Here is a 23,895-nt window from a genome sequence, read left to right as displayed (position 1 = left end):
ATTAAGGGGTTATTCGCCCGAATAAAGCTTCAGAGCGCCGGAGACGTAGCCGAGATTGGCCGGGCTCCCCAGGAGGTAGCCGTCGGCCTCCAACATCTCCACCGGCGAGACCGTCAGCGCCGGTCGGCGAACGACGTCCACGCCCTCGATCTCGGGGTCGGTCGCCCCGGCCACCACAGCCTCAAACAGCTCCTGACAATGGGGGCTTGGCGTGTGGTGGACAGTCAGCAGCCGCGCCACTACCTGCGCTTCATTTCATCGGGCGCGATTTCCCAAGCCTGGGCCACCGTCATCGTTTCGAAGCAGTGGTCGGCGTACCACCCGGCGAACCTGCCAGGGAACTTCGCGCTCTTGGAGAGCGCATGATCATGGGCCCAGTGGTAGGGCCGCGCCTTCGGATCAGGTTCGTATGGAACCCGTCTGGCTATGGACATGTCGAGTCTCGCTTCTCTCGTTGTAGCGGTCGCGTTGCGACCCAAAACCGCACGCTAGCAGCGCAAACGCGGGCGTGGCCACTAAGAAAAGTCTCATGGAAAAACACCCTGTATTTCGGACTGCGAGTCGCCTTAATAGGAATGGGCCAAAGCACAATCCGGGGCAGATGCAGGCATATTAAGGTGGTTTGGATGGTCAACGTCTACGTCGTGCACAACGCCAAGCACGTTCTTGAGGTCGCCGACCACGATATCTGGTTGGTGATCGACACCGTCGCTGGTACAGCCATTTCTTCCCACTCGACGCGCGAGGAGGCTGAGAAGGACCTCGCCATCGTCACGGCGTTTTTCGATCGGTGGCCCAACGGCGACCCGACCGACAGCGCGTACACACCCGAGGGCGTCGATGAGGACGGAGGGGTCATCCACCGATGGCAACCCCTTCTCACGCCAGGATTTTGGCGTGATCACGACTTCGGCAAGGACGCCTGATAAGCCGATCAGTAGCTCGCGTCCTTAATAAGCCCGGTAATCGCGTAAATAATGCTTGAGTGCGCCACTGATGTAGCCAAGGTTGGCGGGGCTGCCCAGCAGATAACCGTCGGCGTCGAGCATCTCGATCGGCGAGACGGTGAGCGCGGGCCGCCGGATGACCTCCACTCCCTCGATGTCGGGGTCGGTCGCCCCCGCGACCACCGCCTCGAACATCTCCTGGCAGTGCGGCGACGGCGTGTGGTGGACGATCAGCAGTGTCTTGCTCATGGGCGGGCCTGCAATTGCACCGCCGTCTTCATGGCTTCCCGCGCACGGCGCCGATCCCCGGCGTAGTCGTAGGCCCGGGCCAGCCGATACCAGCGCCGCCAATCGTCGGGATCACCCTCGACCTCGGTGCGCACGGTGGCGAACAGCGCGTCGGCGGCGTCGCGCTGGAAGCGCCCGGACGGGCGTCGCGGCAGTGTGCTGGTGTCGAGTTCCATGCCGTCTTCGGCGATCAGGCGGGCCAGCTTCTGGTGGGCGAATCCGGCTCGCAGCGTGGCGATCATCGCCCACAGCCCGATCACCGGCATGATCAGCAGCGCCAGCCCCAGGCCGACGGCGGCCGGGCGGCCGGTGGTGATCATCGCGACGGCCAGGCGCGCGAGCAGGAACAGGTAGACGACGAGCGCCACGCACAGGAAGGCGATGAACAGTTGGGTGCGCAGCGCCTTGCTCATTGCAGGTTGAGCAGGGGTTCGATGCCGACGGTGAGCCCGGGGCGTTCCTTGATGCGGCGCACCGCGAGCAGCACGCCGGGCACGAACGACGTGCGGTCCAGGCTGTCGTGCCGGATGGTCAGCGTCTCCCCCTCGGTGCCGAACAGGATCTCCTGGTGGGCAACCAGCCCGGCCAGCCGCACCGAGTGCACGGGGATGCCGTCGACGTCGGCGCCGCGGGCCCCGGGCAGGCTGGTGCTGGTGGCATCGGGGTTGGGCGGCAAGCCTTTTCGTGCCTCCGCGATCAGCTTCGCGGTGCGCGCGGCGGTACCCGACGGGGCGTCGGCCTTGTGCGGGTGGTGCAGCTCGACGACTTCCACCGAGTCGAAGAACGGCGCGGCCTGCTTGGCGAAGTGCATGGACAGCACCGCCCCGATCGCGAAGTTCGGTGCGATCAATACCGAGGTGTCGGTTTTCGCCAGCCAGGATTCGATTTGTTCGAGGCGTTCGGCGGTGAAGCCGGTGGTGCCGACGACGGCGTGAATTCCGTTGGCAATCAAGAACTCCAGGTTGCCCATGACGACGTCGGGGTGGGTGAAGTCGATGACGGCCTCGGTGTTGGTGTCGGTGAGCAGGCTAAGCGGGTCGCCGAGGTCGATTTCGGCCGACAGGGTCAGATCCTCGGCGGCCTGCACCGCGGCCACCATCGTCGACCCGACTTTCCCCTTGGCTCCCAGCACGCCTACCCGCATGGGTGAAGCCTAGACCGAGCGGGTTTATCCACAGTTGGGCGTGGATCCACAGGGGCCCTCTTTTGCAGCGCTTCGCGTCGTAGGCCAGGCATAGAATTCGAACATGTTTTCGAAACCGGTGGCCGCCTTCGACGCGCTTCGCGCTTCGGTCGCCAGCGTGCGCGAGCTGAACTTCGACCAGCTCAAGCCGCAGGAGCGGCTGCAGCGGCTCGCCGAAGTGGAGAACGCCGTCCGGGAGTTGGTGGCGTGCGGCTACGACGTGATCGGCGGGCTCGCAAAGGAGGACCCCGCCGACCTCGGCGGTCCACCCCATCAGGTGATTGCTAACTACCTGCGGATCAGCTGCGCCGAGGCGCGCCGGCGGATTCGCGACGTCGCACAGCTTTCTCCGCGCTTGACGCTGACCGGCCAGCAGCTGCCGCCGGAATTGCCGGCCACCGCCCAGGCGTGGCGGGAAGGGCTGCTCGACGGGCAGCACCTACGGGTGATTCAGGCGTTCGTCCGCGATCTGCCCGAGGAGACGCCGGTCGCGGTCGTCGAGCACGCCGAGCGGTTCCTCGCCGAACAGGCTGCGTTGTTGCGGCCCGACCAGTTGGAAAAGGCGGCCCACCGCGCGGCCCTGCTGATCAATCCCGACGGCAAATTCTCCGACGCCGATCGTGCCCGGCAGCGGGGGTTTACCTGGTCTAGCCTGCGTTCCGACGGGATGAGCGTCGGCAAGCTGGTTGCCTCCCCCGATCTGCGCGCCAACATCGACGCCTGGCTGGCGAAGTTCGCCGCGCCCGGCATGTGTAACCCTGCCGACGAAAAACCCTGTGTCGCCGGCGAACCCACCGAGGAAGCAGCACGCACGGACACCCGCACTCCCGCGCAACGCCAACACGATGCACTCAACGCCCTGGTCCGCGGCCAGCTGGGCGACCCGAAGCTAGGCCAACACAACGGTTTGCCGGTCACCGTCATCGTGTCGACCACCCTGCAGGAGTTGACGGCGGCAAGTGGCCGGGCGGTCACCGGGGGCGGCACGGTGCTGCCCATGCGCGACCTGATTCGCATGGCTAGCCACGCCTATCACTACCTCGCCGTGTACGACCAGCACTCCGCCCGTCCGTTGTATCTGGGTCGTACCCGCCGCATCGCCTCACCCGACCAGCGCATCGTCCTGTATGACAAAGACAGTTCGATTGATGCACTGTTAGAATACAGATGTGCGCGCAGCTGTCTACACCCGAATCTCCAGCGACCCGAAGCTCGAAGGGCTTGGGGTGCAACGTCAACTCGACGACTGCCTCGCGCTAGCCGGCCGACTCGGCTGGGAAATCGCCGCCCGGTTCGACGACAACGACCTGTCGGCGTTCTCCGGTAAGCGGCGGCCCGGCTTCGAGGCGATGCTGACCGCAATGCGGAATCGCGAGTTCGGCGCGCTGCTGGTCTGGCACACCGACCGGCTGTATCGATCCATGCGCGACTTGGAGCGGTTGATCGACATCGCCGAGTCCAACCGGGTGCAGATTCGCACCGTACAGGGCGGCGACCTAGACCTGTCCACGTCGGCCGGACGGATGGTGGCCCGCATCCTCGGGTCGGTGGCACGCCAAGAGTCTGAGCACACCAGCGAGCGCCGCAAGCGCGCTAACCAGCAGAAGGCCGCCGCCGGCAAGTGGGTGAGCGCCAACAGGTGTTTCGGCTACACGCAGGACGGCACGTTACTCGAACCCGAGGCGAGCATGGTGCGCCAAGCGGTCGCCGACGCCCTGGCGGGTAAGTCGATGAGGCAGATCGCCCGTGAATGGAACGCCACCGGCATGACCGGCTCACGGGGACACAAGTTCACCGGCACCAACGTGCGCAGGCTGCTGATCAACCCACGGTATGCAGCGATCAACGTGCACAACGGAATTGAGGTCGGACAAGGCGATTGGGAACCGATCATCGACGTCGATACCCACAAGGGACTTGTGGCGTTCGTGTCCGACCCGTCGCGGACCGTCTGCACCAGCTTCGAGAAGAAGTACATCGGGTCCGGGCTGTACGTGTGCGGGCTGTGCGGCGCCCGGATGCGCCACACCACGCCCGGCGGCAAGCAGCCCGGCGGGCGGCGCTACGAATGCAGCGAAAAGCAATGCGTGGTACGTATCGGTGAACCGCTCGACCTGTACGTGGAAGCGATTGTCCTAGAATGGTTTTCGCAACCCAAGGCACGTAAGCGGTTGTCCGCGCGCCTCAACGGCCGCGGCGGCGTGGACGTGACGCAGTTGCAGGCCAAGCGGGACGCTTTGCGGGCCCGCATGGATGAGCTGGCCCGCATGTTCACGGCTGGTGACATCGACGGCAGCCAGCTGCGTTCTGGCACTGCGGAATTCAAGGCGCAGATCGCAGGCATTGACGACGTGCTGGGCAGGATGTCCCGTAAGAGTCCCGCGGCTGGGATGCTGGCCGCCGATGACCCCGTCGCGTATTGGCAAGGTTGCTCGGCCGACATCTGCGGCAAGATCATCGACGACGTGATGACGGTAAAAGTCCTCAAGGGGCCGCGGGGCCGATGGTTCAACAACCGCGACAACCCCACCGACGCCGAGTGGGAACGGTTCGGCAAGTACGTGGACGTCAAACCGAAGAAGGTGGCGAAATGAGTGAGCGCAACAGAACCGGGCGCATCCGCTGGCACGAAAAGCAGCGCCGAACAGGTGGTGCTGTTCCCCCGGTGAAGCCTCCCGCGCCGCTAGTGCTCTGGCGCTGCCCCAAGGGACACGCATTGCTGCGGCTGTTCAAGTACAGAGACGAGTTCCGCGTCGTCGGCGAGACCTTCCGGGTTCCATTACCAGACTGGCTTCGTAGGGTCGGCAGCCCGTACACGGCCGACGAGGTTCGGGCGGGCGACGCCGTCGCCCTGAACCCTGGCAAGGTCATCGGGATGGACGAATCGCTTCCCCTCGACATCGCCCTGTGGCCCACCGGGGTGCGCGCTGAGGTTGGTTGCCGATGCAAAGTGACCACAGTGCCGATCGCGCAGCTCGCCGCAGATGTCAAACAAACGGATACCACGAAATCGACATGCGAGCGCATCATCACGTAAAGTTCAACGTGTAGTGATCTTAGTGGGCTGATGCAGCCGACCGCCGGCACAGGGTTACGCCGGACAACACCGAAAGGTGTTACTGGTCGTGCCCACCTGCACATCATCATCTGACGCTCTCCGCGCCCACGCTGCCCGTATCGTCGCCGCCTGGCCTCCCCCAACTGACGAACAGCTCGCGCGGGTCGCCGCGCTGCTGAACGCCGGCACCAACCACAAGGTCCACGACGGCGGTGTCCGCGATGCCGCCTAACACCAACACCAACGACCAGCAGCACCGGCGAACCCAGAACAGCAAGCACGACAAGTGGGCGCAGGACTTCCAACGTCGTGTCCGGCTCGCAGCCGAAGTCCCCGCCGTGTACGAACGCTCACCGCGCTACGTCAGGGAAGCCGCCGACCAGCTCCACGCGCGAGGCGGTGAAGCGTGATCGACCAATACCATGGGCGCCGGATGGCGCTGACGTACGCCGCCATGAACATGGCGACTTTTCCGCTGCGGCCCGGACAGAAAGAACCGGCCACGGCCCACGGCTTCAAGGACGCCAGCGTCGACTACGACCAGATCAAATGCTGGTGGAACCAAAACCCTGACTTCAACGTCGGCGCACGCCCATGGCCCGACATCGCCGTCGTTGACGTGGACGTGGCAGGCGCCAAGACCGGCAACCAGAGCTTCGACAACCTGGTCGACGAGCTGGGGCCGCTGCCGGCGACTTGGGTGGCCGAGACGGCTACCGGCGGGCGGCACATCTGGCTCCGTCTCAGCGACGACGTGATCGCTGCCCGCGGCGTGCACAAGACGATCGCCCCGTACATCGACATCAAGGTCGGTGGCACTGGGTATCTGGCGATGCCGCCGTCCCGCACCGTGAACGGCACCTACCGCTGGCTGGACCCCGGTCGTGACGGTCTGCCGGCCGGACTGCCCGCTGAGGCCCCCGAACCGTGGCGTGAACGCATCCTGAAACCCGTTCGGCGCCAACACGTCGGGTCGCCGCAACCACCCGCCGCCTCCGGTGAGAACCCGGTGTACGTCGCCGTGGCCGTCGCTGAGGAGCTCGCCAGGCTTGCCGAGGCGAAACCCGGTGGCAAATCGGGTACCGGGGTCGACGACACGCTCCTATCCGTGGGAACCAAGCTGTTCAGCTACGCCAAAGGTGGACATGTTGACCGCCAGGCCGCCGAGGACGAAATGAAACGAATCGCAATGCAACTCGGCCACTCCGACCACTACGCAGAAAAGACGCTGAACCAAGCGTGGAGCTACGCCGAACCTAAGCATCCTCCCGAGCGCCGATCTGTCGCGCCCGCCTACACGCTCGACCCCCAGGACCAACCGTGAGCATCGAACCGAACACGGCCGGCATCGTCACCGACAAGCGGCCACCCGATCAAGTCCACTCCGGGCAGCTCCGCATCGCCTACCGTCTACACGACCGCTACCGTGACAAGCTGCTGTACGTCCACGGCATCGGCTGGCACCACTGGGACGGGAAACGCTGGGCCTACGACGATTCCGGCACCGCCCAGCGCTCCGTCTACGATGTGTTGCGGACTTCGCTGTCGGAGTCGTTGGACGACAAGCAACTTCGGCAAGACGTCCGTAAGTGCGAGTCCGCGAACGGCATCGCCGGCGTGCTGGCGGTCGCCGCCGCCCTGCCCGGCTTCGCGGCCACCGTGCGCGACCTCGACGCCGACCCCTACCTACTGAACACCGCTAACGGCACGATCGACCTGCGGACGATGGAGTTACGGCCCCACGACCCTGCCGACCGCATCACCAAGGTCACGGTCGGCGCCTACGACCCCGATGCTCCCGCAACCTCATGGTCGGCATTCCTGCGCCGGGTGTTACCCGACTCCGAGGTCCGCGACTACCTCGGTCGGCTAGTCGGTGTCGCGTTGGCTGGCAAGGTCATCGAGCACATTCTCGGCATTCTGACCGGCACCGGCGCCAACGGGAAGTCGGTGTTCTACAAGGCGATGCTGTGGGCGTTGGGCGACTACGCCAGCACCGTGGAACCTGATCTGCTGATGCACCGCCAGCAGGCGCATCCGACTGGGGAAATGGATCTGCTCGGCCGCCGGCTGGTCGTGGTCAGCGAATCCGAACGTGACCGCCGGCTCGCTGAAACCACCATGAAGCGGCTCACAGGCGGCGACCGGATTCGCGCCCGTCGAATGCGTCAGGACTTCATCGAGTTCGAGCCATCGCATACGCCGCTGCTCATCACTAACCACCTGCCGAAGGTGTCTGGCGACGATCCGGCGATCTGGCGCCGCCTCCGGGTTGTGCCGTTCACCGTGGAAATCCCTCCTGGCGAACGGGATACGCACCTTGACGAGCGGCTACAAGCCGAGGCCGACGCTGTACTCGCGTGGGCTGTGGCCGGCTGGTTGGAATATCGGAAGAACGGGCTCAACGAACCGGAGGCCGTGGTGCTCGCGACCGATCAGTACCAACGTGCCAGTGATGCGGTTGCTCGGTTCATCGCCGACGAGTGCTCCGTGGACAGCCCAGTGTTGAAGGCCACGACCAAGGTTCTGCATGAAGCGTGGCAGCGCTGGCAGGCCACAGACGGCGCAGAGCCCATGAGTGCCGCGGCGTTCGGACAAGCGCTTGACAGCAAGGGCTTTCCGGCCCGCAAAGGCGCCCAAGGGCAGCGTTGGCGCGAGGGGATTGCGTTGCGTTCGGAGCTGGCCGAATGACCGCGACACAAACCTACGGTGGCGTAGGTGGCGCACTTATATGTTCGCCCTACGCGCACGCGCATAAGCGATCAATAGTAGCAAGCGCCACCTGCGCCACTATTCGCAGCTAAAACCACTTTTTGCCATTTCTAGCAAAACCTCGGAGTTAGGAACAACACATGGAAAACGCCGAAATCACCACCGTGGCCCGACCGGCCGACACGATCCTCGTCAACCCGCAGTCCCTCGTCTACACCTACGACAGCGTGAACGGCCAAGACATCATCTCGATACTGCTCGACGACAAGCGGGTCGGGGCGGTGATGGTCACGTTGACCCCGGAGGCGGCCCAGCACGTCACCGCCCACCTGGCCGCGATGGTTGGCGATCTTGGTGGCCTGCGGGCCGAGTGGCAGCGGCGTCAACACCGGGGCGAACTGTGAACGCCACTTGCTGCCACGGCCACGACATCAGCGCACCCGACTCCATGTATCTGATGCGGGAGCGGACCCGTGTCCGTATGCGCTGCAAGCTATGCCAGCGAAAAGCAAACCGCGTCTCGTATCGGCGGCACGCCGATCGGATCAACGCGCACCGGAGACGCCGGTACGCCGAATTGAAGGGAATCAAGTGACCGAACGCCGCATAGAACCGGAACCGGACCGCGACGCCAACGACCTGGCCGGCGTGGTCGACGAGTACCGACGCCGCCGGGCACCGAAAGACATCGTGCCGCAAGAGATCCCGGCGGATTCCCAGCCGTTGCCGGTCGGCCCGGCCGAAGTGACGCACACCGAAGTGCTGACCGACTACGAGACCGGCGTGCCGGTCGCGGTCGACCAGTTCACCAACACCGATTGGGTGGCCGAGCCGGTCACCCCAGAATCGCTCCGCAAGAGAGGAATCCACTTACGATGACCACCGCCACCGACACGCAAGACGCCGCCCCGGCGCCCACGTCAACGGACACGGCCGAAACCCCAACCGCCGGTACGGAACCCCAAGGGTTAACGGAGAACGGCTCTCAGCCCGAAAGCGACACCACCGAGCAAGAGGGTGAGCCCAAAGGCCGGGCAGCCAACTACCGCAAGCGCGCACAAGACGCCGAGGCGAAAGTCGCTGAAGTGGAGGCACAGTCGGCCGAGCTGACGGCAACGGTTGAACGGCTGCAACGTCTCCACGTCGAGCAGGTCGTCACCGCCACCGGTCTCAAGCCCGCCGCGGTGTTCGCGGTCGCCGAGCTGGCGGACCTCCTCGATGAGCAAGGGCTCCCCGACCACGACAAGATCACCGCAGCCATCACCGCGGCACAAGAGCAGTTGGGCGCGGCACGCAGACCCGAAGCTGTACGTCGTGAACGCCAGTTGCTCAGTGGCGCAGGCGCACCACCGACCGGGCCGAAACCGAATGCGTGGGCTGGCGCGTTCGGGCCACGCGACCCTGACTAGACGTGAAACGATACCCCGGCGTGGTATATGCTCGATGGTGACGCGCAGTACCGGCGCCTGAGCAGACCGTCGCCCGGCCGGAACCGTAGCGGGAATCACTTACCTCAATCCTGCGCGCGTCCAGCATATCTGGGTCGACGCGCCCGACCTGCAAAGGGCAAAAATGACCACGACCACTACCAGCACAGCAACTTACGGCTGGCGGCCCGACGAGGTTTCCTTCCTCGCCACCGACGTCGTACCGACCGCGCTGATCATGCAGACCAGCACGATCGCCGGCGACATCGACGGAGATGCCACCGCCCTGCGCGTTCCGTACGTCATCGACACTGGCCAGTCCGGCACCGGAGCCGTCATCAAGGCTGAGGGTGCCGCCCTGGCCGACGAGGAACCCGCCCTCGACGAAGTCGAGCTGAAAACCGCCAAGATCACCCGCCTTGCCACCATCTCCAACGAGCAGTTCAACAAGGCGCCGACCGCCGGGCAGATCAGCGCATCCTTCGCGAGAGACCTGGTACGCAAGGCCGACAGCCTCTACCTGGACGCGAACGCTGCGCCGCTGACCGGGCTGCTCCGCGTGGCCGGTGTGGTGGATGCGCCGGCGCCGGTTACCGATTCGCTCGACGTCCTGGTCGACCTGTTGGCTGAGCTCGAGGTCAACGGCGCCGAACCGAGCCACATCGTCTTGGACCCGCGGTCCTGGGCGGCCTTGAGGAAGTTCAAAACCGGCGCGGCCTACAACAGCACCCTGTTGGGGGCGGGCACCGAGGATGCCACCCCGCGGCTGCTGTCGTTGCCGGTCTTGCGCTCCAGGTTCATCCCTGCCGGATCCGGCATTGTGGTGGACCGCACACAGATCCCCACCGCGGTTGGGCCGGTGAAGGTCGCGCAGAGCGATCACGCCGCCTTCACGTCCGATTCTGTTGTGCTGCGCGCTACTTGGCGCATCGGGTTCGGCAACGTCCCTCGCCCGGAACGGATCGGCCGGTTCACCGTCGGCGGCGAGTCGGGCAGCTAGAAGCGTGGCCCGGCGAGCGCAGCCTTAACGCGGCGTCTCCTTTCCGCTCATGGCGGGCTGCCGCTGCCGGGCCGCAAATCGCCGCCGGCCGTGTTGGACCTCGGATAGCCAACACGGCCGGCGGCCACCCAAACCCTAGAAGGAACAACAACATTGACTGAAGTTGACTTGCACAGGTTGGCGCGTGACTTCGGTGTCACATTCACGCCCACCGACGACGAGGCGGCACACATCGCCAGACACGACCCGACCGTGCGCTCCGCCAATGGTGTGGTTTGCGGAATGTGTGACCGTCACCGGCACGCCCCGTGCTCCCGCTGGTGCTGGGAATAGGCGATGGCAGAGTCGTTGCGCTCCATTCTCGTTCGCGAGCACGGCAAGCAGTGCATGTGGTGCGGCCGGCAGTGGTGCCAGTTGACAGTTGAACCGATCGTGGTGTCATCGCCCGTCACGGAAGCCAATTCGTCGCTGATGTGCAAGCTATGTATGGGTCGGCCGCATCGACGTGCCCTCAACTGATGCGGGTGCTCACCATCCACCACTATCCCGGCGCCGACGCCGACGACTTCGCTTGGGGAGTTGAGGGTGAGCTAGCGGTTCCAGCAACGCTATGCACGCGCTCGCACACCGGGCTCAACTCGCACCGCGGCTCAACCACGCTTATGGTCCGCGACCTGGACCTGTCGTTCGACGACCTCGTGTCCGCGTACGCCGGCTACCTAGAGCAAGCCTGGGCTGCGTCTGCGCGACGCGCGAAACGCCTGGCGCGCAACGTGATCTCCAACCTCCTTGCCGTTGCAGCCAACTACCAGCCGGGCACGGTGCTGCGTCCCACGCATGACGACAACACCGGTTTTTGGCGTTACCGGCCGGTTGTGGCGACATGACCACGCAACGTCGATCAGGTTGGGCGGCGACGCCTTCCAAGAGCATTGCGTACACGAGCAGCCCGCAATGGAAACGTCTGCGGCACAGGTGGTTGAAGGCCAACCCGGAGTGCGTGCAATGCGGTGCGGCGGCAACGCATCTGGATCACCGCGTGCCGATAGCCGAGCTGTTGCGCCGCGGCATGGAACCTGACCCGTTTAACGAGGACAACCTGCAGTCGCTGTGCCGACGGTGCCACATGTCGAAGTCTGGCAAGGAGGGTGCCGCTGCGGTGCTGCGTCGCCGTCAGGCACGGAAGCGTAAGCGGGTGCACCCGTCGGAGGCGTTGTTAGGTGGGTCGCGATAAATGTTTGCTGGGAGAGTATCGGCAACCGGAACTTGTTTGCTGGAACTTGTGGCCCTGACCGCGACATCGCGAGGCTTCCTTCGAACGATCGTGCGATACCAGAGCATAACCGCAGGTCAAGCCCTGGGGGGGATGCCCGGATGGTGACCACCGTCGTCGCGGCCGGACTTAGTGCGTGCCTGTGTGTGCAGAATGCGAAACTTTTCGCTCGCACAGGAAAGTTTGCTGTAGGAGGTTTGCTATGTGGCCAGAGTTTGCTGACAGTTCGCCCGCGTGGTACTCCCGTGTGCCCGGCGCGGCCCATTCGGTCACGCTGCCCGGCCGTGTCCCCGCCGGCTGGGAAGGAGCCCCGGTGTTCACCAGGCCGGCCGACGTCGTGGAAGCGTTGCGTTGCCGTGACTTGCGGAAGCCGACTGGGTTGGCGGCCGACCCCGACGAGGAGCACTTCACGGGGGGCGCCATCACCGAATCCTCGGTGATGCTCGCGGATCCCGGCCGGCTTGTGCAGCGCCGCGTCTTGAGCCTTGGGTGGTCGCGGCTCAATCAGCGGCGGCGGCGGCATTTCTCGTTCAGCGCCGGGCGGTACCGCTGCACTGGCGCCCACCTGGTGCGCGAGACGATGAACGTCGCGGTCGCTGAGTGGTTGTCCAGGATCCCGGATTTCGAGATGCGCGGCGCCCGCCAGTTCGACCGCTACGGCCGCGCCGAGCTGATCGAGTGCCAACTGGTGTGGAACGTCTAAACGGAGAACCGCCCCCGGCCACAACGGTCGGGGGCGGGTCCTGTGGGAAGCCGTCTAGCGGCGTCCGGCCAGCGCTTCGCGCAACTCGACCCCGAGCCACTGGTTGACTTCCATGGCGTCGTCGTGGACCTGTGGGTCGGTGCACCAGCCTTGCGATGTTGACGCGACGGGGTCATCGGCGGCGTTGAGTCAGTCATCCCGGTACCCCATGTCACCGCCCCGTCGCGATGGACGAATCGGATAAGTGCGCCTTGCGCCGTCCCGTTCGCAATCTCGCGGACGTCGTGTGAAACACACTCGTCGCCTGGGGGGATGCTGACTTTGTCTGACGGGGGAACGTCGTGGTGGATGATGGTTGCGGTCATAGTGGTGCATCCTTTCATTTTTTCTTATACGCATCACCTAAACGGTCTTAACAAGGACCGCGGCTGCACCGCCCCCGGTTGCGACGTCCCGGGCTACTGGTCAGAAGTCCACCACGTCGACGACTGGGCAACCGGCGGGCAAACCGACGCCGACAAGCTCACCTTCGCCTGTCCCGCCAACCATAAGCTCGTCGGAAAGGGTTGGACGACAAGGAAATTGCCCAACGGCCGCACCGAGTGGATTCCGCCGCCGAACTTGGATCACGGCCAGGCCCGCACCAACGACTACCATCACCCCGAGCGAATGTTCGACGACGACGATCCCGGTTGACGTCCTAGCTACTTCTTGAACCGCCCGGCGAACCCGCGCAGCGGCAGGTCGGCGCTGGTGATCAGGCCCGGGCGCGCGGCGACGACGGACTTGATCGCGGCCAGCGCCGGCATGCCCGTCACCGTCATGCCGATGGACGCGAAGTTGTCCGGGTTGGACAGGTCCACCCCGGGTTTGGGGAAGATCATGTGCTTGTTGTAGACGCACGGGTCGCCCTTGATCTGGGTGATGTAGCAGCCCTTGATGTTCCAGCTGGGGTCGGTGTGCGGCGTCATCTGCCACTCCAGGTGCGTCTCGACTCGCGGCACCCCGTCCACCATGCCCTGGTATTTGATGTAGTTGCCGCCCAGCGACCCCTTGGGCAGCGTGTACCAGCCGAGGTCGACATCCTTTGTGCAGGCGCCCAATTCGTAGCTGAACTTCACCTCGTCGAGCGGCAGGTCGAAACAGTCGGCCATCATCAGCACGCTGTCGGCGAACACCCGGGTGTACTTCTCCAGCTTCGCTGGGATCGACGGGTCGCCGACGGGCAGGCCGTAGCCGACCTCGATCCAGGTGTCCTTGGAGTGATGGCAGGACACGTCGACGGACTCGATGGTGGTGATGTTCTCGATCTCGGCGACGTCGGCCGAGCACACCACGCCGAGGATCTGGTTCAGCCCGGGGTTCATCCCGGTGCCGTAGAAGGTTGACCCGCCCTTCTCGCATGCCTCGGCCAGCAGCTGGGTCACCGGCTTGCCCGACGGGTGCGGGTGGTTCTTGTCGCGGTGCCATCCGGTGATCCAGTCGGCGGTGGTGACGATGTTGATCCCCGCCTCCAGCACCTGTAAGTAGAGGTCCTCGTCGGGGAACACGCCGTGGAAGGTCAGCACGTCCGGCTTGGCGGCGATGATCTCCTCGATGCTGCTGGTGGCCGTCACACCGTTGGGCTCGATGCCCGCGAGCTCACCCGCGTCGCGCCCGATCTTCTCCGGCGAATAGCAGTGCACGCCAACGAGTTCGAGGTCGGGCTGCAAAGCGATCCGCTTGATCATCTCCGAACCGACGTTTCCGGTGGCTACCTGGAACACACGAATCATTGCGATTTCAGCCTTTCTGGGGTGCTGCGTAGAACTGCTTGGCCCAGTTGCGGATTGCGGTGAAGCCCTCGTATTCGTCGGGGGCCAACGCGGGCGGGTCCGAGTAGCGCTGGTGGGACCAGATGTGGATGTCCTGTTCGAACTGCCGGATGACTTCCTGTCCGAACTCTCGTGCTTTCGCCTCGGCCCGCTGCGGATCCTTGCTCGGCTTGCGGCCGATGTAGACCATGAACCGCACGTCGGAGGTGGAATCGTCGACCGGGGTGATCGCGGAGATGGTGCGGTTGTCGACCATGCCGTAGCTTTTCGTGACCGCGATGCCCAGGCCGCCGTTGATGGCCTCGACCCGGCTGTCGATGTCTTCGATCTTCTGGTTGTCGTCGCCCTCGAAGGTGATGGTGAAGTCGACGAACGACACCGGCTCGGCGAAGTCGTGGCGGGTGAAGACGGGAACGATCGGCGTGGCGTGCACGTACTTGAAATGCGCGAAGTCGACGCCGTTTTCGAGCACGTACTGCGGATGCAGTTCCAGCCCCGCCCGGAACAACCGCTGCTGCGGGTAGTAGTCGTCGGCGCTGCTGCCGTCGTTGAAGCCGGCGAAGATGTCCGGTGCATCGAAGTAGGGCTCGCGCCCCTCGACGTCGTGCCAGATGTAAATGGACTCGTTGCGCTCCACCACCGGATAAGTGCGGATGCGCCGGCCGCGGTTGGGCCGGTCCTGGTACGGGATGCACACGTTGCGGCCCTGCTGGCTCCACTGCCACCCGTGGAACGGGCACTGCAACACCTCGCCGACCACCTTGCCGCCAAAGCCCAGGTGGGCGCCGAGGTGTTCGCAGTAGGCGTTCATGACGGTGAGCGCGCCGGATTCGGCCCGCCAGGCGACCATCTCCTGGTCGAAGTACTTCATGGTGTGGACGTCCCCGGCGCCGATCTCGTCGGACCAGGCGACCTGGAACCATCCGGTCGGCTTCATCGACAGGGGCGGCTTTGCCATGACAATCAGAGTACCCTCTATGAAATGATGACGGAACAGGGTGCCGGCACGAGGGTCGCCGGCCGGCGCACCAACCGGCGCGGCCACGCGACCCGCGAGAACATGCTGGAGGCCGCGCTGAAGTCGCTCGCCTCGGGTGAACCGGGGTCGGTGTCGGCCAACCGCATCGCCAAGGAGATCGGCGCCACCTGGGGCGCGGTGCAATACCAGTTCGGCGACACCGACGGCTTTTGGGCCGCGGTGCTGCACCGCACCGCCGAACGCCGCGCGGCGACGCTCTCGACGACCGCCCGATCCGACGCACCGCTGCACGAACGCGTCGCCGCCATCGTCGACACGCTCTATCACGGCTTGGCGACATCGCGTGACGCGCGCGCTATCGAGAACCTGCGGGCGGCGCTGCCGCGCGACCCGCGCGAGCTCGAACGCCTCTACCCGCGCACGGCCGCCGAGCTGTTCTCCTGGGGCAAGAGCTGGCTGCAAACCTGCCAAAATGCCTTCGCCGATCTCGACGTCGACCCGGACCGCGTGCGCGAGGTGGCCGCGCTCATCCCCGGTGCGCTGCGCGGCCTGGTTTCCGAGCGTCAGCTGGGTTCCTACGCCGACCTCGACGTGGCGCGACGCGGGCTGACCAACGCCCTGGTCGCGTATCTCAAGCCTCGATAACCAGCCGCTGGCCTGCGACGGCCCTCGACATGCACACCAGCATCTCGTCGTCACCGACGAGCGTGCGGCCCCGGTGATCAACCTGTCCGGCAAGGACTTTGACCTTGCACGTGCCGCAGTAGCCTTGCTGACACGAATGCGGGGTGGTCGGATCGTGGTCCAGCATGACGGCCAGAGCGGACCGATTCGCCGGCACATCGAGCACCCGCTTCGACCGCGCGAGCTCCAACACAAACGGTGCCCCGTCGATCACCGGCGGCGGGCTGAACCGCTCGTAATGCAGTGGTGCGTCGGCATATTCACCCCGAGCCACGCGCACCGCCTCCAGCATGCCGGTCGGCCCGCACACGTACACGGCCGTCGCCGGCCCGGCGTCCGCCAGCAACTCCGCGACGGTGGCCATGCGCCCGCGCTCGTCGTCGGCCCACACTCTCACCCGATCCGGCGCTATCGATATCACCTCGTCCAAAAACGGCATGTACTCCCGGCTGCGTCCGGCATAGATTGCGCGCCAGGCGATTCCGCGCTGCTGGGCCATCCGGATCATCGGCAGGATGGGTGTCACGCCGATGCCGCCGATCACGAACAGCGCGTCGCGCTCGGACGCGCCGAGGTAGAAGGCGTTGCGCGGGCCCTCGAATACCACGGTGTCGCCGACGTCCAAGCGCTCATGCATCTCGATCGAACCGCCGCCGCCGTCGGCGATGCGGCGCACGGCGATGCGGTAGTCGGTGCGCCCCCCGGGCGGTCCGCACAGCGAATACTGCCGGCGTCGGCCCGACGGCAACGCGACGTCGATGTGCGCACCGGGCGTCCAGGACGGCAGCAGTCCCCCGTCGGGATCGGCCAGCGTCAGGGCGACCACGTCGGGTGCGACGAGCTCGCGTCGGGTGACCACCGCGGATCGCATCCGCCCCACCTCCCGCACCCGCGACGGCGTCCACCGCGAGGCCGAGGCGAATCCGCCGAATAGCACGCGCGCGCCCCACAGCGCGGTGGCCAACCGATCGCGGCGACGCCGGCCGTACAGGTCGGGCGGTCGAGACGTCCAGATGCTCACTTCTGCCTAATGTCGAAGCGCGCCAACAGCCTTACCATCGTCGGGCTGATGCGGCGCATCGCGTAACCGATCCGGGCCTCGGCGGCGACCGGCAGCACCGGCGGGCCGGTCCGCACCGCCCTGACGATCGCCTTGGCCGTGGCCTCCGGGGTGTAGTTGCGACGCCGGTAGGCCGCATCCGCCTTGGCCCGGGCGCGGTCCTGCTGTTCGGCCGTCATCCCCGCGTACACCGTGCTTTTGGCGATGTTGGTGTTGACGAAGCCCGGGCAGACCGCCGTGACCGTGATGCCCTCGTCGGCGAGGTCGGCGCGCAGCGATTCGCTGAACCCTAGCACCGCCGCCTTGGTGGTGCTGTAGGCGACCATGGATTTCGACGGCAGGTACGCGGCGGCCGACGCGATGTTGATGATCGTTCCGCCCTCGCCGCGCTCAACCATCTGGGCGCCGAATGCCCTGCTGCCCGCGATGACGCCGCGGACGTTGATGCCGATGATGTCGTCCCAGTTCGCCGCGCTGGTCTCCAGGAATCGACCCGCCACCGCGATGCCGGCGTTGTTCACCAGGATGTCGACGACGCCATGTTCGTGATGAACCTGTGCCGCAAGTTTATTCAGCGGCGCTTCGTCGCTGACATCGACCTGATACACCGCGGCTTCGGCGCAGGCGGCGCGCACGGCATCCGCCGTCTTGCGGGCCGCACCGAGATCGCGGTCGACGACCACCACCTTGCGCGCCCCCTGACGGGCCAGCTCCACCGCCGTGGCCCGGCCGATGCCGGCGCCCGCGCCGGTTACCAGGGCGAGCTTGCCGCGCACCTCACGCGGACCGCCGCGCACCACCGACTCAACCACGCCGCCGACCACCCGGTCGACCCAGTCGCCGGTGAGCCGGGCCACCACGTCGGGCCGCGACGTCACCACCCAGTGCCCGCCCTCGATCGCAATGACCCTGCCGCCCTGGGGAATCGCGCCGGTGTACCGCTGCAGCGCGGGCGTCACGAAGATGTCCTTGCAGGGCACCAGGACCTGCACCGGCACGCTGGTCTGCGGCAGCCGTGACGGCCGCGACCGCAGCGACGCGGGCATGTTTTGCCGGTACAGCTGCAGCCCGTTGAGGTAGTCGCCGATCGAACGCTGCGGCGCGGTGCGTTGGCTGTGGGCACTGGAGCGGCCGATGCGTTCAAGCGCCTCAACGGTTTTCACCAACACCCCGGTGCGCGCCGTCAGCTCCGGCAGCAGCGGGCATAGGAAGAACCCGATGTACCAGGACGCCAAGGCCTGCCGGGCGGCGTTGCCCACGGCGCGGGGCGTGCGCGCCGACCGCAGAAACTTGCCCGCGTACTGCAGGTGCGGGCCCGAAATCGAGGTGAGCGACGCGATTTTGCCCATCACCGATTCGTCGGTGACCGCGGCCCAGGCCTGAATCGAGCCCCAGTCGTGCGCCAGCAGATGAACCGGCCCCACTCCGAGGCTGTCGATCACCGCCCCGATATCGGCTATCAGCTGCGGCAAGCGGTATCCGGATCGTTGTGCCGGACAAGAGGATTCACCCGCCCCGCGCACGTCGTAGGCAATCACGTTGTAGCGCTCGCCGAGCCGCTCGGCCACGCCGTCCCAGACATGGTGGTTGTCGGGATAACCGTGAATGGCCAGGATCGTCGGGCGCTGCGGATCGATCTCGGTGTAGCGGTGCACGGCCAGGGTGACGCCGTCGGTGGCGGTGACGTTCGTCATCAGTGCGATCCGCGCGCGGCCGGCGACACGGCCAGGTAGTCGACGGCGCGCTGCAGGCCGCCGAGTTGGGACGGATGAAAGCCCGGGCGGTAATAGTCCTTGACCACCCACACCAACCGCAGCGGCCCGGGCACCAGGCCGCGGCGCGCCGCCCTGAAGTAGCCGCGCCAGCGCGGTTTGGTCCCGGGCGGTAGATACGGGTCCACCGAGTAGAGGAACCGCACGCCGCGAATCCACAGCAGCAGCATCACCGGCGCGACGACGAGCTGCGTGCGGACCTGGCGCCAATACCCGCCGCGCAGGTGCTTCATGGCGTCGAAGGCCACGGCCTTGTGCTCGACCTCCTCGGCGCCGTGCCAGCGCAGCATGTCGAGCATCACCGGGTCGGTCCCGACGACATCGAGTTGCGGCGAGTTCAGGATCCATTCCCCCAGCACGGCGGTGTAGTGCTCGATCGCCGCGATGAACGCGACTTGCTCGAGCAGCCAGCCGTGCCGGCGCCGCGCGCTGCGCCCCGGCTTGTCACCGAGCAGCTTTTCGAACAACCACCTGATCTGGTCGGTGAACGGGGTGACGTCGACGCCGCGCGCGGCGAAATGGTCGAGCACTCCCGCGTGCGCCTGGGAATGCATCGCCTCCTGGCCGATGAACCCCTGCACGTCCAGCCGCAGCTGGTCGTCCTTGATCAGCGGCAGCGTTTGCTTGAAGACCTCGACGAAGAACTCCTCGCCCGCGGGCAGCAGCAGGTGCAGGACGTTGAGGATGTGGGTGGCCAGCGGCTCGTCGGGCACGTAGTGGAACGGCAGCGTGGCCCAGTCGAACTCGACGTCACGTGCCTCGAGGACGAGGCGTTCTGCCTGGTCATCGACGGTGATCATCATTGGCCCCCTGCCTCGGCGCTAGCGAAATCGCCCTAAATCGCCGAGGCAAGTATAGGCAAACGACGCAGATATGCGAAACCGCCGGTACCGGGTTCTTCCTACCGCAGGTCGTACTGGTCCAGTTCGGTGTTGGCCAGCATGGCGCGGTGCTCGCCCGGCGTGAACGGCCACACCTCGGGCACACCGTCCTTGTTCAGGTACCAGCTGTCACAGCCGGTGGTCCACACGGTGTTCGGCATCGCGGCCCGCAGCTCGGCGTTGAACGACTCCGTCGCCGACGCCGTGGGCTCCACCGTGTCGAATTCGGCCCGCCGCCAACGCTGGATCCACCGCACGATGTGATCGGCCTGCGATTCGGCCACGGTGGTGAGCGCGAGATTGCCCACCGGGCTGTGCGGCCCGAGCATCATGAAGAAATTGGGAAAGCCCGGCATGGCGACGGTCTGGTGGGCGCGGGGACCGTCCCGCCACACGTCATCGACCGAAATCCCGTCGCGCCCGGTCAGGCGCATCGGCCGAAAGAAGGCGTGGGTGTCGAATCCGGTGGCCAGCACCATGATGTCGGCCTCGTGCAGAACGCCGTCCGCGGTCACGATGCCGCGGCGCTCCACGTGATCGATTGCGGCGGTGACCAACTCGACGTCGTCACGCTGGATCGCGTCGTAGAACCCCGCCGACATCACCAGCCGCTTACACATCGGCATGTAATCGGGCGTCAGGGCGCGGCGCAACTCGGGGTCACGGACCTTGCGCAGGCTGGCGCGGCACAGCGCCGCCATCCACCTGCGGCGCAGGCCCGGCTTCGTCAAGGCGACCGCGAACGTGTCGAACGCGGCGCTGTACGCCCGGTAGGCCAGCCGATCCAGCCAGGGCACGGCCCGGTGCGTGAGGTTGGTCAACCTGGAGTACCGCGGGTTGGGCAGCCGGACTATCCACTGCGCTGTGCGTTGGAACAGCATCAGTCTGCCCGCCACCCCGGCCAGGCCACAGACCAACTGAATGCCGGTCGATCCGTTGCCGATCACCGCGATTCGCTTGCCCGCCAACTCAATCCGATGGTCCCAGCGCGCCGAATGAAACGCAGCACCGCCGAAGTCGTCCAAACCGGCGATCGACGGCATCCGGGGATGGTGCAGCACCCCGCACGCCGAGATCAGGAAGTCCACCTGCTGCGTTGCCCCGGCGTCGGTGCGTAACGTCCAGCGGCCGTCCGCGAATCGCGCGCCGACGATCTCGGTCCCGAACTGAATGCGGTCTCGCAACCCGTACCGGTCGGCGATGCCGCGGAAATAGGCCTGGATTTCGCCGCCCGGCGAGAACAGGTGGCTCCAGTCCGGGTTCTTCGCGAAGCTGTATTGATAGACCCGCGAGGGCACGTCACAGGTCAGGCCGGGGTAGGTGTTCTCGCGCCAGGTACCCCCCACCTCGTCGGCCTTCTCGTAGATGGTGACATCGCTAATCCCGCTGCGCAGCAATGCAATTGCAACGCACAGCCCCGACATGCCGGCCCCGACGACGGCGACGGACGGATCGCGTTGAATCATCCGGCCTCGGCGCGCTGCTTGAGCCGCTCCAGGGTGAGGCGGATGTGCTCGGCGTTGGCGGCGACCCGATCGGGCACGCCGGTGGCCCGGCCGGCGATCTTGGCGAACCAGCCCGGACGACGGTCCCAGGTGCTTTCGGTGACGCGGCAGCCGCCGTCGGCGGCGACGATGTCGTACTGCCAACGCGATATCGGAAACACGGTGTGCCGCACGTCGAATGCGAAGATCCGACCCGGTTCGGCGTCGGTCACGGTGCATGTGGTGGTCCACCGCCGACTGCTGCTTTCGTTGCGGCCGACGAACACCGCCCCCGGAGCGACCGAACTACCCTTGCGCCACTCCATCGCCACCGTCTCCTCGGCGAGTGACGCCAGGGTCGGCAGGTCGGTGATGAGCCCGTACACCACCTCGGGTTGCGCGTCGATCTGCAGGGTGGCCGTCGCCGAAGGGTCAGTCATGCCCCGATCATAGATACGCTTGAGGCATGCGCATCGGCATTCCGACCGAGACCAAAAACAACGAGTTCAGGGTGGCGATCACCCCGGCCGGGGTCGCCGCACTGACGCACCGCGGCCACGAGGTGGTTGTCCAGGCCGGCGCCGGAGAAGGGTCGGCGATCGCCGACGCCGAATTCAAGGCGGTGGGCGCCGACCTGGCCGACACCGCCGAGGAGGTGTGGGCCGGCGCCGACCTGCTGCTCAAGGTCAAGGAACCGATGCCGAGCGAGTACGGCCTCCTGCGCCGCGGCCAGGTCTTGTTCACCTACCTGCATCTGGCCGCTTCGCGTGCGTGCACCGATGCGCTTTTGGCCGCGGGGGAAACGTCGATCGCCTACGAGACCGTGCAGACCGCCGACGGTGCGCTGCCGCTGCTGGCGCCGATGAGCGAGGTCGCCGGGCGGCTCTCCGCGCAAGTGGGGGCCTATCACCTGATGCGCACCCAGCTCGGGCGCGGCGTGCTGATGGGCGGGGTGCCCGGGGTCAAGCCCGCCGACGTCGTGGTGCTCGGCGCCGGCACGGCGGGCTACAACGCCGCCCGGGTCGCCAGCGGCATGGGGGCAAGCGTCATGGTTCTCGACGTCAACATCGGCAAGCTTCGATCACTCGACGCGGAGTTCGGCGGCCACATCGGCACCCGCTACTCCTCGGCGTACGAACTCGAAGGCGCCGTCAAGCGTGCCGATTTGGTGATCGGGGCCGTCCTGGTGCCGGGCCACAAAGCCCCCAAGCTGATCTCCAATTCGCTTGTGATGCAAATGAAAACCGGTGCGGTGCTGGTGGACATCTCCATCGACCAGGGCGGTTGCTTCGAGGATTCCCGACAGACCACCCACGACCAGCCCACCTACGCCGTGCATGACACGGTGTTCTACTGCGTGGCGAACATGCCCAGCGCGGTACCGAAGACGTCGACCGCCGCGCTGACCAACGCGACCATGCCATATGTGCTCAAGCTGGCCGATCGGGGCTGGCAAGCGGCGTGCCGGTCGGATCCCGCTCTGGCAAAAGGCCTTTCGACCCACGACGGCGCACTGTTGTCCGAGCAGGTCGCCGACGACCTGGGTCTGCCGTTCACCGAGCCGTCCAGCATGCTGGCCTGACTCGCCGCTAGAACCCCCGCATGTCCGGGTTGAGGCTGGCGACGATGTCGGCCACCGGGCCCGCGCAGGCCTCCCTATAGGCCGTTCCCGCCCACAGGGTGGTGCCGTCGGGATCGTCCACGTCGACCGCCGCGTCCCGAATCGGCTGGGTCAGCTGGTTGACCTCCGGGTAGCCCAGCGGCGCCACCCGGTCGAAGAGCCGGGTGAAGCGGTTCGCCAGGCCACGCGCATAGCGCCCCGAGAACGCCCGGGTGACAAGGCAGTCGCGGAAATCCGGATGCTTCAGGGCGGCGCGGTGCGTGGCGTTGGTGCCGGCCTCGTCGGCCAGCAGCAGGGCGGTGCCAACCTGCGCGGCCACCGCTCCCCTGCGCAACACGGCCGCGACATCCTCGACGGTGCCCAGGCCGCCCGCCGCGATCAGCGGGACGTCGCGGTGCGCGTGGCCGATCCGATCCAACAGCTCGGGTAGCGAGTCGGTGCCGGGCTCCATGTCCGGCGCGAAGGTGGCGCGGTGACCGCCGGCGTTCGGGCCCTGCACCACCAGGTTGTCCGCGCCGGCGGCGATGGCCACCCCGGCCTCGTAGGACGACGTCACCGTCACCGACACCAACATGCCCAGCGCGCTGAGCCGGCGAACGATGTCCGGTGACGGCGAGCCGAAGGTGAAGGACACCATCTCGGGCCGGATGTCGGCCACCACCTCGAGCTTGCGCTGCCACTCGTCGTCGTAGTCGTGATCCAGCTGACCGACCTCGACGCGGTAGTGCTCGGCCACCTCCTCGAGTTCCTCGGCGTAGTAGTCCAGTTGCGCGAAGTCGGCGACACTGGGCTGGGGCACAAGCAGATTGACGCCGATCGGGCCTGTGGTGGCGGCGCGCGCCGCCACGATGTCGGCGGCGAACTGCTCGGCGCTGAGGTAGCCGCCGGCGACGAAACCCAGGCCGCCGGCGTTGGACACCGCCGCCGCCAGCGCGGGGGTGCTGGGGCCGCCGGACATCGGTGCGCCCACGATCGGAACCATCAGGTCCCAAAAGCCCAGCACCATTGG

General features: G+C 66.3%; 25 protein-coding genes and 4 pseudogenes. 17 read left to right on the top strand and 12 right to left on the bottom strand.

Annotated features, from left to right (window positions below; translation table 11 throughout):
* Nucleotides 1-27 precede the first annotated feature (27 nt).
* Nucleotides 28-240, bottom strand: a pseudogene (locus tag G6N66_RS08205) (flavodoxin family protein); the annotation flags it as partial.
* 386 nt (nt 241-626) lie between these two features.
* Here G6N66_RS08205 and G6N66_RS08200 point away from each other — a divergent pair.
* Nucleotides 627-926, top strand: a complete 300-nt coding sequence (locus G6N66_RS08200; RefSeq protein WP_085235961.1) for a hypothetical protein — start codon at nt 627-629, stop codon at nt 924-926.
* 51 nt (nt 927-977) lie between these two features.
* Here the strand turns inward: G6N66_RS08200 and G6N66_RS08195 are convergent.
* The 3 genes and pseudogenes from G6N66_RS08195 to dapB form a co-directional block, all read right to left on the bottom strand.
* Nucleotides 978-1,196: pseudogene (locus tag G6N66_RS08195) on the bottom strand (flavodoxin family protein); the annotation flags it as partial.
* Nucleotides 1,193-1,648 (bottom strand): tetratricopeptide repeat protein, encoded by a 456-nt coding sequence (locus tag G6N66_RS08190; protein WP_085235965.1) that lies wholly within the window; start codon nt 1,646-1,648, stop codon nt 1,193-1,195. The pseudogene G6N66_RS08195 and the gene G6N66_RS08190, both read right to left, overlap by 4 nt.
* A complete protein-coding gene (gene dapB / locus G6N66_RS08185; RefSeq protein WP_085235967.1) occupies nt 1,645-2,379 on the bottom strand; it encodes a 4-hydroxy-tetrahydrodipicolinate reductase in 735 nt (244 codons plus the stop codon). Before dapB ends, G6N66_RS08190 begins: the two co-directional genes overlap by 4 nt.
* Before the next feature lie 103 nt (nt 2,380-2,482).
* Here dapB and G6N66_RS08180 point away from each other — a divergent pair.
* The 14 genes and pseudogenes from G6N66_RS08180 to G6N66_RS08115 all read left to right on the top strand — a co-directional run.
* Nucleotides 2,483-3,625, top strand: a pseudogene (locus G6N66_RS08180) (13E12 repeat family protein); the annotation flags it as partial.
* Nucleotides 3,588-5,012 (top strand): recombinase family protein, encoded by a 1,425-nt coding sequence (locus G6N66_RS08175; RefSeq protein ID WP_085235969.1) that lies wholly within the window; start codon nt 3,588-3,590, stop codon nt 5,010-5,012. The pseudogene G6N66_RS08180 and the gene G6N66_RS08175, both read left to right, overlap by 38 nt.
* Complete coding sequence (locus G6N66_RS08170) at nt 5,009-5,455, top strand: hypothetical protein (protein WP_139825508.1); 447 nt, start codon at nt 5,009-5,011, stop codon at nt 5,453-5,455. Before G6N66_RS08175 ends, G6N66_RS08170 begins: the two co-directional genes overlap by 4 nt.
* 242 nt (nt 5,456-5,697) lie before the next feature.
* Nucleotides 5,698-5,886 (top strand): hypothetical protein, encoded by a 189-nt coding sequence (locus G6N66_RS08165; RefSeq protein ID WP_139825509.1) that lies wholly within the window; start codon nt 5,698-5,700, stop codon nt 5,884-5,886.
* Nucleotides 5,883-6,800, top strand: a complete 918-nt coding sequence (locus G6N66_RS08160; RefSeq protein ID WP_139825510.1) for a bifunctional DNA primase/polymerase — start codon at nt 5,883-5,885, stop codon at nt 6,798-6,800. Before G6N66_RS08165 ends, G6N66_RS08160 begins: the two co-directional genes overlap by 4 nt.
* Entirely contained in the window at nt 6,797-8,167 is a 1,371-nt protein-coding gene (locus tag G6N66_RS08155) for a DNA primase family protein (RefSeq protein WP_085235974.1), read from the top strand. Before G6N66_RS08160 ends, G6N66_RS08155 begins: the two co-directional genes overlap by 4 nt.
* A gap of 161 nt (nt 8,168-8,328) precedes the next feature.
* Nucleotides 8,329-8,592: a hypothetical protein gene (locus G6N66_RS08150; RefSeq protein ID WP_085235976.1), complete on the top strand. Its 264-nt coding sequence runs from the start codon at nt 8,329-8,331 to the stop codon at nt 8,590-8,592.
* Between the two features lie 187 nt (nt 8,593-8,779).
* Nucleotides 8,780-9,067, top strand: a complete 288-nt coding sequence (locus tag G6N66_RS08145; protein WP_085235977.1) for a hypothetical protein — start codon at nt 8,780-8,782, stop codon at nt 9,065-9,067.
* The gene (locus tag G6N66_RS08140) at nt 9,064-9,597 is read left to right on the top strand and encodes a hypothetical protein (protein ID WP_085235979.1); all 534 of its coding nucleotides are present in this window, start codon (nt 9,064-9,066) and stop codon (nt 9,595-9,597) included. The genes G6N66_RS08145 and G6N66_RS08140 overlap by 4 nt, the downstream gene beginning before the upstream one ends.
* 163 nt (nt 9,598-9,760) lie before the next feature.
* Entirely contained in the window at nt 9,761-10,615 is an 855-nt protein-coding gene (locus G6N66_RS08135) for a phage major capsid protein (RefSeq protein WP_085235981.1), read from the top strand.
* Nucleotides 10,616-11,133: 518 nt separating this feature from the next.
* Entirely contained in the window at nt 11,134-11,502 is a 369-nt protein-coding gene (locus tag G6N66_RS08130) for a DUF7715 family protein (RefSeq protein ID WP_085235983.1), read from the top strand.
* Complete coding sequence (locus tag G6N66_RS30350; protein WP_085235984.1) at nt 11,499-11,849, top strand: HNH endonuclease; 351 nt, start codon at nt 11,499-11,501, stop codon at nt 11,847-11,849. The genes G6N66_RS08130 and G6N66_RS30350 overlap by 4 nt, the downstream gene beginning before the upstream one ends.
* A gap of 241 nt (nt 11,850-12,090) precedes the next feature.
* Nucleotides 12,091-12,591, top strand: coding sequence for a hypothetical protein (locus G6N66_RS08120; protein ID WP_139825511.1), 501 nt, complete (start codon nt 12,091-12,093; stop codon nt 12,589-12,591).
* 417 nt (nt 12,592-13,008) lie between these two features.
* Nucleotides 13,009-13,287: pseudogene (locus G6N66_RS08115) on the top strand (HNH endonuclease signature motif containing protein); the annotation flags it as partial.
* A gap of 8 nt (nt 13,288-13,295) precedes the next feature.
* Here the strand turns inward: G6N66_RS08115 and G6N66_RS08110 are convergent.
* Nucleotides 13,296-14,366 carry an NAD(P)H-dependent amine dehydrogenase family protein gene (locus tag G6N66_RS08110; protein WP_085235989.1) on the bottom strand — a complete coding sequence of 357 codons (1,071 nt, stop codon included), beginning with the start codon at nt 14,364-14,366 and terminating at the stop codon, nt 13,296-13,298.
* A gap of 7 nt (nt 14,367-14,373) precedes the next feature.
* On the bottom strand, nt 14,374-15,363 hold the full coding sequence (locus G6N66_RS08105; protein ID WP_085235991.1) for a Rieske 2Fe-2S domain-containing protein: 990 nt from the start codon (nt 15,361-15,363) through the stop codon (nt 14,374-14,376).
* Between the two features lie 102 nt (nt 15,364-15,465).
* Here G6N66_RS08105 and G6N66_RS08100 point away from each other — a divergent pair, with 102 nt between their 5' ends.
* Entirely contained in the window at nt 15,466-16,029 is a 564-nt protein-coding gene (locus G6N66_RS08100; RefSeq protein ID WP_139825525.1) for a TetR/AcrR family transcriptional regulator, read from the top strand.
* On the opposite strand, the gene G6N66_RS08095 is transcribed toward G6N66_RS08100, so the two are convergent.
* The 5 genes from G6N66_RS08095 to G6N66_RS08075 all read right to left on the bottom strand — a co-directional run bounded on the left by G6N66_RS08095 (nt 16,016) and on the right by G6N66_RS08075 (nt 21,705).
* On the bottom strand, nt 16,016-17,089 hold the full coding sequence (locus G6N66_RS08095) for a PDR/VanB family oxidoreductase (protein ID WP_085235993.1): 1,074 nt from the start codon (nt 17,087-17,089) through the stop codon (nt 16,016-16,018). The two genes, G6N66_RS08100 and G6N66_RS08095, sit on opposite strands and share 14 nt — an antisense overlap.
* Nucleotides 17,086-18,822, bottom strand: a complete 1,737-nt coding sequence (locus tag G6N66_RS08090; protein ID WP_085235995.1) for an SDR family oxidoreductase — start codon at nt 18,820-18,822, stop codon at nt 17,086-17,088. Before G6N66_RS08090 ends, G6N66_RS08095 begins: the two co-directional genes overlap by 4 nt.
* Nucleotides 18,822-19,703, bottom strand: a complete 882-nt coding sequence (locus tag G6N66_RS08085; RefSeq protein ID WP_372515979.1) for a metal-dependent hydrolase — start codon at nt 19,701-19,703, stop codon at nt 18,822-18,824. The genes G6N66_RS08090 and G6N66_RS08085 overlap by 1 nt, the downstream gene beginning before the upstream one ends.
* Nucleotides 19,704-19,801: 98 nt before the next feature.
* A complete protein-coding gene (locus tag G6N66_RS08080) occupies nt 19,802-21,247 on the bottom strand; it encodes a flavin-containing monooxygenase (RefSeq protein WP_085235996.1) in 1,446 nt (481 codons plus the stop codon).
* Nucleotides 21,244-21,705: an SRPBCC family protein gene (locus G6N66_RS08075; RefSeq protein ID WP_085235998.1), complete on the bottom strand. Its 462-nt coding sequence runs from the start codon at nt 21,703-21,705 to the stop codon at nt 21,244-21,246. Before G6N66_RS08075 ends, G6N66_RS08080 begins: the two co-directional genes overlap by 4 nt.
* Before the next feature lie 26 nt (nt 21,706-21,731).
* Between G6N66_RS08075 and ald the strand changes: the two genes are divergently transcribed.
* Entirely contained in the window at nt 21,732-22,847 is a 1,116-nt protein-coding gene (gene ald, locus G6N66_RS08070; protein ID WP_085236000.1) for an alanine dehydrogenase, read from the top strand.
* A 7-nt stretch (nt 22,848-22,854) separates the two neighbouring features.
* Here ald and G6N66_RS08065 read toward each other — a convergent pair whose 3' ends face one another.
* On the bottom strand, nt 22,855-23,892 hold the full coding sequence (locus tag G6N66_RS08065; protein ID WP_163645795.1) for a nitronate monooxygenase: 1,038 nt from the start codon (nt 23,890-23,892) through the stop codon (nt 22,855-22,857).
* Nucleotides 23,893-23,895: the final 3 nt, after the last annotated feature.

Source organism: Mycobacterium conspicuum (assembly GCF_010730195.1).
GTDB classification, from domain to species: Bacteria; Actinomycetota; Actinomycetes; order Mycobacteriales; family Mycobacteriaceae; genus Mycobacterium; species Mycobacterium conspicuum.
The sequence above is the reverse complement of the archived record's forward strand: the minus strand, read 5'-3'. Positions and strand labels throughout refer to the sequence as shown.